The organism is Streptomyces sp. NBC_00988, from assembly GCF_045162645.1.
Taxonomy (GTDB): Bacteria; Actinomycetota; Actinomycetes; order Streptomycetales; family Streptomycetaceae; genus Streptomyces.
Window position 1 is genome coordinate 9,932,205 of sequence record NZ_CP108730.1, and the last position, 13,202, is coordinate 9,945,406.

The window sequence follows — 13,202 nt, forward strand, 5'->3', positions numbered from 1 at the left end:
GCTCGGACTGTCGCAGGAGTGGCAGCAAGCCGCCGAGACTGTTCACGACGTTTGTGATCTCTGCCTGCGCGGCTGCGCGCCGCGTCTCCACATCGCGAGTCCACGCCGCGATGGTTTCGGGCTCTGCTCCTGCTTCCAGGGCAGCCGCGAAGATGCGTCGAACGACCCACAGGCCGACGACCACGATGGCGCCGCGTGCGTGATCCGGCCGTTCGCGGCAGGGATGTACCCGATGTGGACCGTGCCCCGGAAGGGCAGGGGATGGTACTCGCACAGGCTGACGATCTCGCGGGGGTGTCGCGCAGTTGTGGGGAGGGGCGCTGGGGAAATGCGGGCGTGGCACCGGGCGGGAGCCGCCTGCCTGGTGCCCCGCCGGGTGTGGGGAGTTGTCGTAGCCGGGCGTTGTCAGCGTTTGTGGCCGGCGAAGGGCCTGCGGGTGACGGTGGCGCGGATGGTGGTCTGGGCGTGGCGTTCGACGGTGGGGTTGGCGGAGCCGCCGTCGGGCTCGCCCCAGACCAGTTCGACCTGCTGTCCGTACTGCACGTCGTCGTCGATCATGACGACGGAGATCCAGCCGCGGACGTTGGAGGTGTAGCTGCACAGCGTGGAGATGCCGACGAGCCGGCCGTTGCTCTCGACGCGGTCGAACTGGGAGGCGGCGTAGAAGGCGGCGGGCATCTCGATGTGCTTGAAGCGCCGGTCGCCCTGTTCGTACTGGGAGGCGAAGACCCGGGCGACGTCGTCGCGGTGCCAGGCCAGCCAGGCCTTGCGGCGGTGCTTCTCGTTCTTCCGGCGCTCCAGGGCCTCGCGGCCGATGAAGTCGTGGTCGAACTTGAGGATGTGTCCGTAGCCGAGGTCCCAGGGGGTGACGTAGTAGTCCTCGACGCGGTCGGAGGCGAAGCTGCCGCCGAGGGAGAGGTTGGCCTCGAAGGTCCTGACGCCGAGCCATTCGCGGTAGGTCTTCATGCTCTCGCCCGAGTACACGGCGGGGACGGTGTTGGCGATCCAGCCGGACTCGGTGGCCACGGAGGCGTAGGCGCGGGCGCCGATCCGACGGACTCCGAAGGGTTCGCCGGCTTCCAGGACGGCGTCGCGGACGTCGTCGATGTGTTCGTAGGGGCCGAAGAACTCCAGCCCGGGGAAGCCCGACATACGGTGGTTGAGAGCGGTGACCTCGTGCTTGCCGATGGTGAACTTGCCCATGCTGAAGAAGGGGATGTCGGGCATGGGACCGCCGTTGACCTTCTCGAAGATCGCCGAGGCGTGCGGGCCCTGGAGCTGGAGCCGGAAGAACTCGCGGCCGTTCGGATTCTGCGCGGTGCGTTCGTCGCGGCGCAGGGTGACGTCGTAGCCGCCGGTCTCGGCGTGGAACTGGGCCCAGTTGAGGGCCGGCGGGCGGCCGACGAGGCGGACGTGGTTGTCGGCGAGGCAGAAGAGGATGCAGTCGCCGATCATGTCGCCGTCGTGGTTGACCGCGATGAACTGCTTGGCCTTCATCGGGCCGAAGCCCTGGAAGGTGTTGGCGCCGACGTCGGCCAACAGCCGGTAGCAGTCGGGTCCTTGGACGGTGAGGTCGGTCATGTGGTGCGAAAGGTCCATCAGGGCCGCCGAGTTGCGCCAACTCTCCTGCTCGTCACGCCAGTTGGTGAACTCGGCCTTGATGGGGAAGGGGTAGGCGCCGGAACGGCCGCTGCGCAGCAGGCCCAACGGGCCTCCGGCCGCCTGGAGTTGGTCTTCGAGGTGTGCCATCGGGTTCTCCATGTGGTCGCGATGCGTAAGTGGGACGGCGGCAAGGGTGTGGGGCCGGCCGTTGTGGCGGCGGGGCGAACCCGTTTGCGGCGCCCGGCGTCGTGAGTGACCCGGCTCGGGGATGTCGCGGCTGGTGGGTACAGCACGCACGGGCGGGCAGGCCGAAGGAGGGGAAGCCTTCGTCGGCGGTGTGAACTGTACGGTACGGTACACATTGGATGCGCTCAAGAGACCGGGTACGGAATTTCTGGAGCGTATGGCCGACGGCGGCGGGCCGCAGGTCGCGTTCCGGATCGTACGAGCTTCGGACCTGCGCTTTTCCAGGTCGACTCCCGTTGGCCCGGTCGGGAAGTTCCTGCGGCGCACGACCGGCCCAGCCATCACTTCGGGTGGGGCGTACTCCAGCCGCAGGAACCGAAGCTGCCGGAACTCATGGTCGTGAGGGGCTACGACTGATCGCGCCTGGGGAAGTGGCACCGGCAGCGATCACGGCGGACGCTCTCGGTGGTGGACACGTGCACGTGAAGCCGAGCCTGGCCGCAGGTCCGGAGGCAGTGCTCGCCTGCGCCGGCGAGAGCGTCGGTCCTCCGGCCGGTGTGGTCCACGTCGGCGTTTCCATGATCACCGCAGGTGAAGCGCGTACCTCCTGGGCGACGGCGTGCGGCGCACGGTCATGATGCGGAGCTCCGCCCTGCGACGGAGACCGCGGTCACCACGACGGGACGGCGAAGCCGCAACCGTGGAGTGGCCCGCCCCGTCAGACCGACTCGCGGACGACGACCCGGGCGGGCGGGGGCTCCAGACCACTGGTGTCGAGCCCCAGGGCGAGCCGGGCGCTGAGCCGGCCGTGGGCCTCGCCGTCGACATTGATCGTGGTCAGCGTGGGGACGACATGTTCGCCGTAGCCGTTGTCGTCGAAGCCGATCACGGCCGTGTCGTCCGGTACGCGCCGGCCCAGGTCGCGCAGGGCGGTGAGGACGCGCAGGGCCACGTCGTCGTTGAAGCCGGCGATCGCGGTCACCTCGGGGGCGCCGGAGAGGAAGGTGCTGACGGCGTCGGCGCAGTTGGACCGGTCCTGGGGGGCGACGAAGGACACCGGAGTGGGGATGTCGAGGTTCTGCGCGGCATGCCCGGTGAAGCGGAGGCGGGCCGCGGCGAGCGGTGACTCGGTGTCCGGCAGCGCCACGGCGATGCGGGTGTGGCCGTGGTCGACGAGGTGGCGGAGCTGGAGGGCGGTGTGGGCGGCGAGACCGTTGCGCCAGCCGCCTCCCAGGTCGTCGAGTGCGTGACCGGTGAGGTACGTCTCGCCGAAGCGGATCACCGCGCGGGGAACGATGGCGTCGAGGACCTGCTGGGTGGACTGTTCGGTGTGGTGGCCGTGCCGGACCAGGAGGACATGGTTGTGGGCGGCCAACTCCGCGTCGAGCCCGTGGATGTAGCTGCGGGAGTACGCGCCTTCCATGCCCGCGTCGATGTTCAGGACGACCACCCGGGAGGACCCCTCGCGCAGTGCTCGCGCCACGCCGTGCGGAACGTAGCCGAGAGTCCGGGCCGCTTCCTTCACCCGGTCGCGGGTGGCTGCCGAGATCGTCTGGTGAGGGTCGTCGTTGAGAACGAAACTGACGGTGGCGCGAGAGACACCGCTCGCCGCGGCCACGTCGTTCAGCGTGACTCTTCTGGACGTCCCCATCACCCCTGCTCCGACGTTGTCGTGCGCACCCGAGTCCCGGCGACACGGCGTTCACTCATTGTATGGAGGCCGACGGAAACCGAAGCACGGGCGGCTACGGGACGCCGAGCGCACCCGGTTCCGTCGGATCGAATTGCCTTGCTTCCTACGGCGCTGAACCGTACGGTACGGCGCGGCGGGGGTCAGGAGCCCGAAGCGGGCCCGTACCGGGAGTTCCGCGTCCCTCTGTACTCTCGCGTCGCCGCGCCGAGCCGTCTTGAAGAGTTCGCGATGTTGAGCACGGTCGTCTTCACCGCTTTCTTCACCGCCTTCTGCTCCGCCTGCTTCACCGCGGGAGTGGTCGAGCGGATGCTCGGTCCGCGTCTCATCGGGCTGATCGGTCTGCGCACCCTGCCCACGCGGGCACGTCATCGTGGTGGGCATGGACCAGGTCGGCATCCGGCTCTGCGCCGAGCTGCGCGGACTGGGCATCCCCGTCGTGGGCGTCGAACGTGACCCGCAGGCCGCCACCGCGCGGCCGGCGCGCACCCTCGGCATTCCTGTCATGGACGGTCACGGTGGCGACCTCCATGTGCTGGAACGGCTGCGTCCCGGTCACGCCCGGGCGCCGGCCGCCGTCGGCTCCGACGGCCTGGGCAACGTGGCCGTGGCCCTCGCCGCCCACGGCGTCGCGCCGCACATCCGGGTGGTGCTGCGCGCGCGGGGGAGGACGACACCATCGTCGAGACGCGCTCGCTGCCGCCCATGGGTGTGGCCCGTGACATCACCGGTCTGGCCGCCGGTCATGTGGTCGCCCGGCTGCGCGCCGAGCCGGTCGGCGACGTGGTCGCCCATCGCGACGAGATCCGGTTGCGGGACACGTCCGGCGTCCGGCGCCGCAGCGCTCTGGTCGGTCACGACCGCTGCGCCCACATCGAGGGGCGGCGTCGGACGCCGGGCGACGAAATCGGACCGCCGAGGACTAGAACGATTTAGTCATCCGTTGTAACGTGTCCGCTATATCGATTTAGCTTTTCCAGCTCGCAGGGCGGACTGCCCGCAGGCGGAGGAGGTCGTTCGACCGGTGACCGACATGCGATGCGCGTTCGCGCAACCACCCCCGAGAGGCCCGGCGGGGCTCCCGCGGCCCGATCGATGTCTGGTGATGGGCATCCTGAACGTGACTCCCGACTCGTTCTCCGACGGTGGCCGGTACGCCGAGACCGGACGGGCCGTGGAACGAGGCCTGCGGCTCGCCGAGGAGGGCGCGGACCTGGTCGACGTGGGCGGCGAGTCCACCCGGCCGGGAGCCGAACCCGTCCCCGTGGAGGCGGAGTTGGCCCGTGTGGTGCCGGTGGTGCGGGAGCTGGTGCGTGCGGAGGTGGCCGTCAGTGTGGACACCATGCACGCGGCGGTCGCCCGCGCCGCGATCGAGGCCGGCGCGTGCATGGTCAACGACGTCAGCGGAGGGCTGGCGGATCCCGCCATGGCCGCCGCCGTCGCGGCGGCCGGGGTGCCGTACGTGGCGATGCACTGGCGTGCGCCCAGTCGTGAGATGGACAGCCACGCGGTCTACGGCGACGTCGTCGGCGACGTCACCTCCGAACTGCTGCGCCGCGTGGAGGTACTCACCGCGGCCGGAATCGATCCGGGGCGCATCATCCTCGATCCCGGACTCGGGTTCGCCAAGCGTGCCGCCCACGACTGGGAACTCCTCACGCATCTGCCCGACCTGCGGGCGACCGGTTTCCCCGTGCTGGTGGGGGCGTCCAGGAAGCGTTTCATCGGTGCCGCCTTGAGCGGCCGGGCGGGGATCGACTCCGTGCCGGCCGACCGTGACGCGGCCACCGCGGCGGTGTCCGCGCTGGCCGCCGTGGCCGGTGCGTTCTGCGTGCGCGTGCACGACGTCCGCTCCAGCCTGCACGCGGTGTGCGTGGCCGCCACCTGGGCGGGCGACCGTCAGGTCCCGGCGTCGGAGACCGTCGTGCGGAGCCGGTGCGGAAAGGCGCCGCACGAGTCTCGCCAAGCTCCAAACGCGTCTGCTAGCTTGCGCTAGATCGTTCTAGCGATCCCCTTTTTCCTTCCCGAAGTGAGCCGATCACGATGTGACGAGCTGCGTCACTAGATCGATCTAGTACTTCAGGGAGATGGCTTTGAGAGGAGCCGCAATGGCAATCCCCAGTCTTCAGGACGGCATCGACAAGGCCGGTTCGCCGATCGGTCTGCTGTGGCAGCCGAACGCCGAGCCGTGGACACCCGAGGTGGTCGAGCGGGAGTACGTCGGCTGGCGCCAGGAGCAGGCGGCCTGGCACGGGGGCGTCGCACTGCTCAACCTCTCGCACCACATGTACGACCTGTGGATCGAGGGCCCCGACGCCACCCGTGTGCTGGCCGAGTACGGCGCCAACAACTTCGAGAAGTTCGCGATCGGCCAGGCCAAGCAGTACGTACCCGTCACCCGGGACGGCAAGATCGTCACCGACGGCATCCTCGCCCGGCGCGCCGAGAACAAGTACCTCCTCAGCGGTGTCCCCGCCGCCCAGCACTGGGTGCAATTCCACGCGGATAAGGGCGGCTACGACGTCGCCTTCGAGACCGACACGTCGTCCGCCTTCCGTCCCGGCGGCGGTGACCCCAAGCTGTTCCGCTACCAGATCCAGGGTCCGCTGGCACTGGAGGTGATCGGGAAGGTCTTCGGCGGCCCGCTGCCGGAGACCAAGTTCTTCCACTCCACGCCGGTCACCCTGGCCGGCCGCTCCTTCGAGGCGCTGCGCCACGGCATGGCCGGGCAGGCCGGCTACGAGTTCATCGGTCCGTGGGAGCACGCGGCGTATGTGCACGAGGCGTTCCTCAAGGCCGGTGAGCCGTTGGGCCTGGTCCAGGTCGGCGCGCTGGCGTACACCACCCCGAGCGTGGAGAGCGGCTGGATCCCCTCGCCGGTCCCGGGCATCTACGTCGACCCCGAACTCGCGGAATACCGCGCCTGGTTGCCCCTGTTCGGCATCGAGGGAAAGCGTCCCCTCAACGGCAGCTACTTCTCGGAGGACATCGCCGACTACTACGTCTCCCCGTACGAGCTGGGCTACGGCAAGCTGATCCACTTCGGGCACGACTTCCACGGCCGCGACGCCCTGCTCAAGGCCAAGGACGAACCCCGCCGCACCAAGGTCACCCTGGTGTTCGACGCCGACGACGTGCGCCGGGTCGTCGGCGGGGGAGAGGACCCCGGCTTCGTCCTCACCTACGCCCGCCACCGGGTGGAGACCTCGGCCGGTCTGGTCGGTACGACCATGCAGACCGCGTCGATCGACCCGGTCGGCACCGTCCTGGCGCAGACGCTGATCGACTCCGCCCACGCCGAGCCCGGCACCGAGGTGAGCGTGGTGTGGGGCGAGCACCCGGGCCCGGGTACCGACTCCGGGGCCGACCTCGGGTTCCCGCGCATCCGCGCCACGGTTCAGCCGAGCCCGTTCGACCGGCACGCCCGCACCGAGTACCGGCGCGGGTAGCTCCGCTGGATGCCGGTGCGTCGTCTGCGGGGCTACGGGGACTGGACGCGCAGTTCCCCGCGCCGCTACGGGGCGCACCTGGCATCGCCGGAGTTGCTCGCCATCGCGGCGCGGCGGCCAGGGGCACACGTCGGGCCGTTCACCGTCCTGCCCGTTTCCCCCTTCTCCGGGCCGAGAGCCCCACCCCACCGACGGGTCGGCCCACGCGCCCCGCGGCCCGCCCTCCCTTATCGACAAGGAGCACGATGAACCCCCTCAGCACGGCCTCGGCGGCGGTGAGCACATCGCTGCTGGAGGACTTCTCCCTGGAGATGACAGGCAAGGACGTTCCGAAGCTGGAGGAGGCCCGGGACTCCATCCCGCAGGGCACCCGGATCAACGTCACCTTCCTCGGCAACGAGAACCTCGCCATGCGCCTGGAGGCCTCCCGGGCGGTGAAGCGCCTCGGCTTCGTGCCGGTGCCGCACATCTCCGCCCGCCGTCTCGGCTCGCGGGCCGAGTTCGAGGAGTTCCTCGCCGCCCTGCGGGCCGACGGCACCGGCGCCGACGTCTTCACCGTCGGTGGCGACCCCGCCCACCCCGAGGGCCCCTACGAGGACTCGCTCGCGCTCATCGAGACGGGACTGCTACGGGAGTACGGCGTCCGGCACGTCAGCATCAGCGGCTACCCCGAGGGCCACCCGGACATCGCCGGGGACGCGCTGTGGTCCGCGCTGCGCGACAAGAGCGCGTCCATCGCAGAGCAGGAACTCGACGGCAGCGTCATCACCCAGTTCGGCTTCGACGTGGATCCCGTCCTGGCCTGGCTGGAGAAGGTCCGTGCGGAGGGCATCACGCTTCCCGTCCGGATCGGCGTCCCCGGCCCGGCCGGTGTGCGGCGCCTGATGTCGTACGCCACCCGGTTCGGCGTCGGCACCAGCGCCTCCATCGCCAAGAAGTACGGCCTGTCCATCACCAACCTGATGGGCACCGCGGGCCCCGACAAGTTCCTGCGCGCGCTCGCCGACGGCCACGACGCGGCCCGCCACGGAGACATAAAGATCCACTTCTACACCTTCGGCGGCCTGCGGGCCACGTCCGAGTGGATCGCACAGTTCAGGAAGGACAACCTCGTATGACCGTCACGCAGGCCGCGCCCACCGGCACCGCCAAGAAGACCGGGGGAGCGGGGCACCAGGCGTCGCTGATCGTCCAGGGCGCCGACGCCACCGGCATCGTCGCGGCCGTGACCTCGGTCCTCGGCCGGCACGGCGCCAACATCGTCTCCCTCGACCAGTACTCCGACAACCCGCAGGGCGGCGCCTTCTTCCAGCGCACCGTCTTCGGACTGGACGGCCTGCGGGCCGAACTGCCCGGTCTGCGCGCCGACTTCGACAAGGAGCTGGTGAAGCCGTACGGCCTCTCCTACACGCTGCGCGACCTGTCCGTGCCGAAGCGGGTGGCGGTCTTCGCCTCCAAGTCCGACCACTGCCTGCTCGACCTGCTCTGGCGCCACCGCCAGGGCCAACTCCCCGTCAGCATCGCCATGGTGATCTCCAATCACCCCGACACGGCGGAGGAGGTACGGTCGTTCGCCATCCCCTTCTTCCACGTCCCGTCCATGGGAGCTGACAAGTCGGCCGCCGAGGCCGAACACCTGCGGCTGCTCAAGGACAACGTCGACTTCGTCGTCCTCGCCCGCTACATGCAGATCCTCTCCGGCGACTTCATCGAGCGGGTCGGCGTGCCGATCATCAACATCCACCACTCCTTCCTGCCCGCCTTCATCGGCGCCGGCCCGTACGCCAAGGCCAGGGAGCGCGGTGTGAAGCTGGTCGGTGCCACCGCCCACTACGTCACCGAGGACCTCGACGAGGGCCCGATCATCGAGCAGGACGTGGTGCGCGTCAGCCACGCCCACACCGCCGGTGACCTCACCCGACGCGGCGCCGACGTGGAACGCGCGGTCCTCTCCCGCGCGGTGCTGTGGCACGCCGAGGACCGCGTCATCCGCAACGGCAAGCACACCATCGTCTTCGCCTGAACCACGTGTCGGCCCAACGCCCGTGCGGGGAACGGTGGTTGTGTCGCGCCCCAGGGTGCCGGGCCGGTGGACACGGCAGGCCCCCGCGTCCGACGCGCGGTCCCGGTGCCGTACATCCGCGGTCGGCCCGCCGCGACCTCGGCAGGCAGCCCTCTTCACCGGGTGAAGTGTTCACCAGCAGAAAGCGGTTCGCCATCATGACAACCACCATCGACGGGGCCCGGATCGCCCGCGACATCCGGGCCCGGGTCGCCGAACGGGTCGCCGAGGCCGCGGCCCGCGGACGGGTGCCCGGACTGGCGACCGTCCTGGTCGGCGACGACCCGGCCAGCGCCGTCTACGTCGCGGCCAAACGGCGCGCCATCCGCGAGGCCGGTATGCGCGACTTCCACCGGCACCTCTCCCGGCACGCTTCCGGGGACGAAGTCGCCGCGGTCATCGACGAGTTGGCGGCCGACCCGGACGTCTCCGGTATCCTCCTCCAACTGCCCCTGCCCGCCCGGCTCGACGCCGCGGCCCTGATCGACCGGATCCCCGCCGCCAAGGACGTCGACGGTCTGACCACGGCCAGCGTCGGCCGACTGGCGCGCGGGGAACGGGGGTTGCGCCCCTGCACTCCGAGCGGGGTCGTCGAACTCCTCGACGCGGAGGGCATCGAGATCAAGGGTGCGTGCGTCGCCGTCGTCGGCTGGGGCGAACTCGTCGGCCGCCCCCTGGCCCAGTTGCTGCTGCGGCGCGGCGCCACCGTCACGGTCGCCCACGAGTTCACCGCCGACCTCGCCGCCGTCACCCGCCCCGCCGACATCGTCGTCGTCGCCACCGGCGTACGGGGGCTCATCGGCCCCGAACACGTCAGGCCCGGCGCCACCGTCATCGACGTCGGCATCCACCGCACCCCCGACGGCCTGACCGGCGACGTCCGCGCCGCCGAACTCGACGGCATCGCCAGCCGCATCACGCCCGTACCGGGTGGGGTCGGCCCGATGACCATCGCCATGCTGATGGTCAACACCCTCCGGGCGGCCGAGTGGAACGCCGTGCCCAAGACCGTGCCCGCATAGGCGAGTTGGGCATCTCATGCCCGGCGCCGTGCCGGGCGACGAGGGCTCGCGCGGTCCGTCTCCGCGCTCGGGAAAGGTGCCGGACATGATGGAACTCCCCTCGCTGGTCCGGCTCGGCGGCCGGGTGGCGACCGGACTGGCCGACGTCACGCATGACCCCGCCGCGCTCGACTCCGCGGGCTTCTGGGCCGTCGTCGCCGACTTCGAAGGACGCCTGACCTGTGCCCGCTTCCGCGACGTACGGCCCGCCGCGCAGCGCCCCGTCCGAGCTGCCCGTTGGAACGGTCCCGCGCCCGGGCTGTGGACGACTTCGCTGGACCGCGCTGCGTACACGGCGGGCGTACGGCGGATCCGCGAGCACATCGCACGCGGCGAGGTGTACCAGGCCAACCTCTGCCGCGTGCTGTCGGCGCCCGTCGCGGCCGACGCCGACATCGAAGCCCTGGCCGACCGGTTGGCCGCGCGCCACCGGGCGCCGTACGCCGGTCTGATCAGGCTGCCTGGCCTCGGAGTTGAGGTGGCCACAGCCTCCCCGGAGCTCTTCCTGCGTCGCGACGGGCGGGAGATCGAGTCCGGCCCCATCAAGGGCACCGGGCGCACCGAGGTGGATCTCCTGGAGAAGGACCACGCCGAGAACGTGATGATCGTCGACCTGGTCCGCAACGACCTCGGCCGGGTGTGCGCCACCGGCAGCGTCACCGTGCCGGAACTGTGCGCGGTGGAACACCATCCCGGACTCGTCCACCTGGTCTCCAAGGTGAGGGGCGAGCTGCGGGACGGAACGGGGTGGCCCGAACTGCTGGCCGCGACCTTCCCGCCGGGATCCGTCACGGGCGCCCCGAAGGAGAGCGCCCTCGGCATCATCGCCGCCCTGGAGACCGCACCACGCGGGCCGTACTGCGGCGGCATCGGCTGGGTCGACGCCGATCGCGGCACCGGCGAACTGGCCGTGGGCATCCGCACGTTCTGGATCGACCGGGCCCGGCAGCGCCTCAACTTCGGCGCCGGAGCCGGCATCACCTGGGGCTCGGACCCCGAACGGGAGTGGCAGGAAACCGAGTTGAAGGCGGAGCGGCTGCTGACCATCGCGTCCAACGGTGTGCCGGCCGACGCGGAGCCGCGCCGGAGGCTCGCCGTCCTCGACGGCGGGTGAGGACCCGGCCGGTGTGGCGCCGTGTCAACGGCCCACCGGGTGGCGGTAGTTGAGTGGTCAGCCTCGCGCTGGACATGTCGTTCCGCCGTCAGCCCCAGACCAGACGTGCCGTCTCGGCGACGAGTTCCAGCTTGCGGCGCTGGTCGTCGACGGTCAGCAGGTTGCCCTGGCTCGTCGAGGCGAACCCGCACTGCGGACTGAGGGCGAGCTGCTCCAGCGGCAGATACTGCGAGGCCTCGTCGATGCGCCGGCGCAGCGTGTCGACCGACTCCAGCTCCGCCACCTTCGACGACACCAGCCCCAGGACCGCAGTCTTGCCGGGCGGCACGAACCGCAGCGGCTCGAAGCCGCCGGAACGCTCCGTGTCGTACTCCAGCAGGAAGCGGTCGACCTCGACCTCGCCGAACACCCGCTCCGCGATGGGCTCGTAGCCGCCCCGGGCGGACCAGGCGCTGCGCATGTTGCCCCGGCAGAAGTGCATGGCCACGGTCATACCGGGGCGCCGCGAACGGGCGGACCGGATCAGGCCGTTGTCCGTGTCGACGATATGGGAGAGATGCCCCTCCAGGTCCGTCACCCGGCGCATCCGGGCGGCCTCGGGATCGATGTTGGCCCAGTAGGCCAGCGAGTCGAGCTGCAACCAGGAGACGCCGGTGTCGATCAGGTCGGCGATGTCCTGCCGGTGGATGTCGGCCAGCGCCGCCACCGCCTCCTGCCGGGTCGGGTAGACGCCGTCCGAGATCCCCGGCCGCCAGAAACCCGCCACCATCGTCGGACTGGCCATGGTGATCTTGTACGGCCCCGGCGCGTTCCCGGACAGCCACCGGGCCTCGGCGAGGGACAGCGGCGTCCGCCGGTACAGGGGTTCCGTGATGGCCACCGACGCGACGTCGCCTTCGAGTTCGGCGCCGTCGCTGTCGCGGATCCAGCGTGGACGGGCCGAGGACTCCTCGGCGGGTGCCAGCCCGCCGACCGTCTCCACCACCGAGGCCATGAAGTCGTCCCGGCGCACCTCGCCGTCGGTGAAGACCTGTATCCCGGCGTCCTGCTGCAGCTTCACCGCGGCTGCCGCCGCCTGGTCCTCCAGCTCCGCGAGCCGCTCGTCCGCGAGCGCGCCGCGCCGGTGTGCGGCGCGCGCCGCCAGCAGCTCCTCGGGGCGCAGCAGGCTTCCCACATGTTCGGCTCGGATCGTCGTCGTCGGCATCGGCCGTCCCTTCACGCCTGACACTCGGGCGACTGTACGGTACGGTCCAGTACTCTTCGAGGGCAAGGCGCGTGCCGGGTACGGCGGGCTCCGCCGGGAAAGGTCAGGCCGGGTCGACGGAGACGCCGTGCAGGAAGACCCGTACCGCCTCCTTGATGGACGTATGGATCTCGGCGTCGGTCAGCTTGACCGGCGCATCCGTCAGCAGCCGCATCTGGGCGTGGCCGAGCATGGCCTGGTAGAGCTGTTCCGCCGCCCGCACCGGATCCTCGACCTTGATCAAGCCGTCGTCGTGGGCCTGTTGGAGACAGCGCCCGAGCACCGCGTGACCCGCGTTCGGCCCGTGCTCCGCGAAGACCTCCCCGAGCCCGGGAATGCGCACGGCCTCGGAGGTGACCAGGCGGTGCAGGGCGATCGCCTCGGGAGTGAGGACCACACCGGCGAAGTGCTCACCGAGCGCGACCAGGGTTTCGGTGAGGTTCGCGCTGCCCGGCGTGAACGTGTGCAGCGGCTGGGACCACTCGTCGCACAGCGCCTCCACGGATGCGCGGAACAGGGCGCTCTTGTCGGTGAAATAGCGGTAGAGGGTCGCCTTGGAGCCGCCCACCGCCGTCAGGACGTCCTCCATGGAGACACCGGCGTAGCCGCGCGCGATGAACAGCTCACCCGCAGCCCGCGTGATGAGTTGTCGCCGGTCAGTCGCTGTCATCCTCACACCGGCCATGTTAGGTGCCCGCCCGCTGCGGACCTCGGTCGGTTCCACGAAGGTACCGATCGGGTTGACACCTCTACTAGATCGATATAGTGACGGTAGGTGTGCGCGACGGCTCCGCC

At 70.5% G+C, this 13,202-nt stretch carries 11 protein-coding genes; 7 read left to right on the forward strand and 4 right to left on the reverse strand.

Annotation, left to right across the window (positions count from 1 at the left end):
- Positions 1 to 405 precede the first annotated feature (405 nt).
- Together OG496_RS45015 and OG496_RS45020 are read right to left on the reverse strand one after the other, a co-directional pair.
- Positions 406 to 1,749 (reverse strand): aminomethyl transferase family protein, encoded by a 1,344-nt coding sequence (locus OG496_RS45015; protein ID WP_405974966.1) that lies wholly within the window; start codon positions 1,747 to 1,749, stop codon positions 406 to 408.
- Between the two features lie 757 nt (positions 1,750 to 2,506).
- Entirely contained in the window at positions 2,507 to 3,439 is a 933-nt protein-coding gene (locus tag OG496_RS45020; RefSeq protein ID WP_405974967.1) for a LacI family DNA-binding transcriptional regulator, read from the reverse strand.
- A gap of 421 nt (positions 3,440 to 3,860) precedes the next feature.
- On the opposite strand from OG496_RS45020, the gene OG496_RS45025 reads away from it, so the two are divergent.
- The 7 genes from OG496_RS45025 (at position 3,861) to OG496_RS45055 (ending at position 11,164) form a co-directional block, all read left to right on the forward strand.
- A complete protein-coding gene (locus OG496_RS45025) occupies positions 3,861 to 4,427 on the forward strand; it encodes an NAD-binding protein (protein ID WP_405974968.1) in 567 nt (188 codons plus the stop codon).
- Positions 4,428 to 4,583: 156 nt separating this feature from the next.
- Positions 4,584 to 5,474 (forward strand): dihydropteroate synthase, encoded by an 891-nt coding sequence (gene folP, locus OG496_RS45030; RefSeq protein ID WP_405974969.1) that lies wholly within the window; start codon positions 4,584 to 4,586, stop codon positions 5,472 to 5,474.
- Positions 5,475 to 5,586: 112 nt separating this feature from the next.
- Positions 5,587 to 6,927 carry an aminomethyl transferase family protein gene (locus OG496_RS45035; protein ID WP_405974970.1) on the forward strand — a complete coding sequence of 447 codons (1,341 nt, stop codon included), beginning with the start codon at positions 5,587 to 5,589 and terminating at the stop codon, positions 6,925 to 6,927.
- 245 nt (positions 6,928 to 7,172) lie between these two features.
- Positions 7,173 to 8,045 (forward strand): methylenetetrahydrofolate reductase, encoded by an 873-nt coding sequence (locus tag OG496_RS45040; protein WP_405974971.1) that lies wholly within the window; start codon positions 7,173 to 7,175, stop codon positions 8,043 to 8,045.
- Positions 8,042 to 8,950, forward strand: coding sequence for a formyltetrahydrofolate deformylase (gene purU / locus OG496_RS45045; RefSeq protein WP_405974972.1), 909 nt, complete (start codon positions 8,042 to 8,044; stop codon positions 8,948 to 8,950). The genes OG496_RS45040 and purU overlap by 4 nt, the downstream gene beginning before the upstream one ends.
- 197 nt (positions 8,951 to 9,147) lie before the next feature.
- The gene (locus tag OG496_RS45050; RefSeq protein ID WP_405974973.1) at positions 9,148 to 10,011 is read left to right on the forward strand and encodes a bifunctional 5,10-methylenetetrahydrofolate dehydrogenase/5,10-methenyltetrahydrofolate cyclohydrolase; all 864 of its coding nucleotides are present in this window, start codon (positions 9,148 to 9,150) and stop codon (positions 10,009 to 10,011) included.
- 85 nt (positions 10,012 to 10,096) lie between these two features.
- The gene (locus tag OG496_RS45055; RefSeq protein WP_405974974.1) at positions 10,097 to 11,164 is read left to right on the forward strand and encodes a chorismate-binding protein; all 1,068 of its coding nucleotides are present in this window, start codon (positions 10,097 to 10,099) and stop codon (positions 11,162 to 11,164) included.
- A gap of 88 nt (positions 11,165 to 11,252) precedes the next feature.
- Here the strand turns inward: OG496_RS45055 and OG496_RS45060 are convergent, their stop codons facing one another.
- A complete protein-coding gene (locus OG496_RS45060; RefSeq protein ID WP_405974975.1) occupies positions 11,253 to 12,368 on the reverse strand; it encodes a cobalamin-independent methionine synthase II family protein in 1,116 nt (371 codons plus the stop codon).
- Positions 12,369 to 12,471: 103 nt separating this feature from the next.
- On the reverse strand, positions 12,472 to 13,077 hold the full coding sequence (locus tag OG496_RS45065) for a TetR/AcrR family transcriptional regulator (RefSeq protein ID WP_366493621.1): 606 nt from the start codon (positions 13,075 to 13,077) through the stop codon (positions 12,472 to 12,474).
- Positions 13,078 to 13,202: the final 125 nt, after the last annotated feature.

Bases quoted from the DNA above. Each gene is read 5' to 3' on its own strand.
- OG496_RS45015 (WP_405974966.1), bottom strand. From the start codon at position 1,749: ATGGCACACCTCGAAGACCAACTCCAGGCGGCCGGAGGCCCGTTGGGC.
- OG496_RS45020 (WP_405974967.1), bottom strand. From the start codon at position 3,439: ATGGGGACGTCCAGAAGAGTCACGCTGAACGACGTGGCCGCGGCGAGC.
- OG496_RS45025 (WP_405974968.1), top strand. From the start codon at position 3,861: ATGGACCAGGTCGGCATCCGGCTCTGCGCCGAGCTGCGCGGACTGGGC.
- folP (WP_405974969.1), top strand. From the start codon at position 4,584: ATGGGCATCCTGAACGTGACTCCCGACTCGTTCTCCGACGGTGGCCGG.
- OG496_RS45035 (WP_405974970.1), top strand. From the start codon at position 5,587: ATGGCAATCCCCAGTCTTCAGGACGGCATCGACAAGGCCGGTTCGCCG.
- OG496_RS45040 (WP_405974971.1), top strand. From the start codon at position 7,173: ATGAACCCCCTCAGCACGGCCTCGGCGGCGGTGAGCACATCGCTGCTG.
- purU (WP_405974972.1), top strand. From the start codon at position 8,042: ATGACCGTCACGCAGGCCGCGCCCACCGGCACCGCCAAGAAGACCGGG.
- OG496_RS45050 (WP_405974973.1), top strand. From the start codon at position 9,148: ATGACAACCACCATCGACGGGGCCCGGATCGCCCGCGACATCCGGGCC.
- OG496_RS45055 (WP_405974974.1), top strand. From the start codon at position 10,097: ATGATGGAACTCCCCTCGCTGGTCCGGCTCGGCGGCCGGGTGGCGACC.
- OG496_RS45060 (WP_405974975.1), bottom strand. From the start codon at position 12,368: ATGCCGACGACGACGATCCGAGCCGAACATGTGGGAAGCCTGCTGCGC.
- OG496_RS45065 (WP_366493621.1), bottom strand. From the start codon at position 13,077: ATGACAGCGACTGACCGGCGACAACTCATCACGCGGGCTGCGGGTGAG.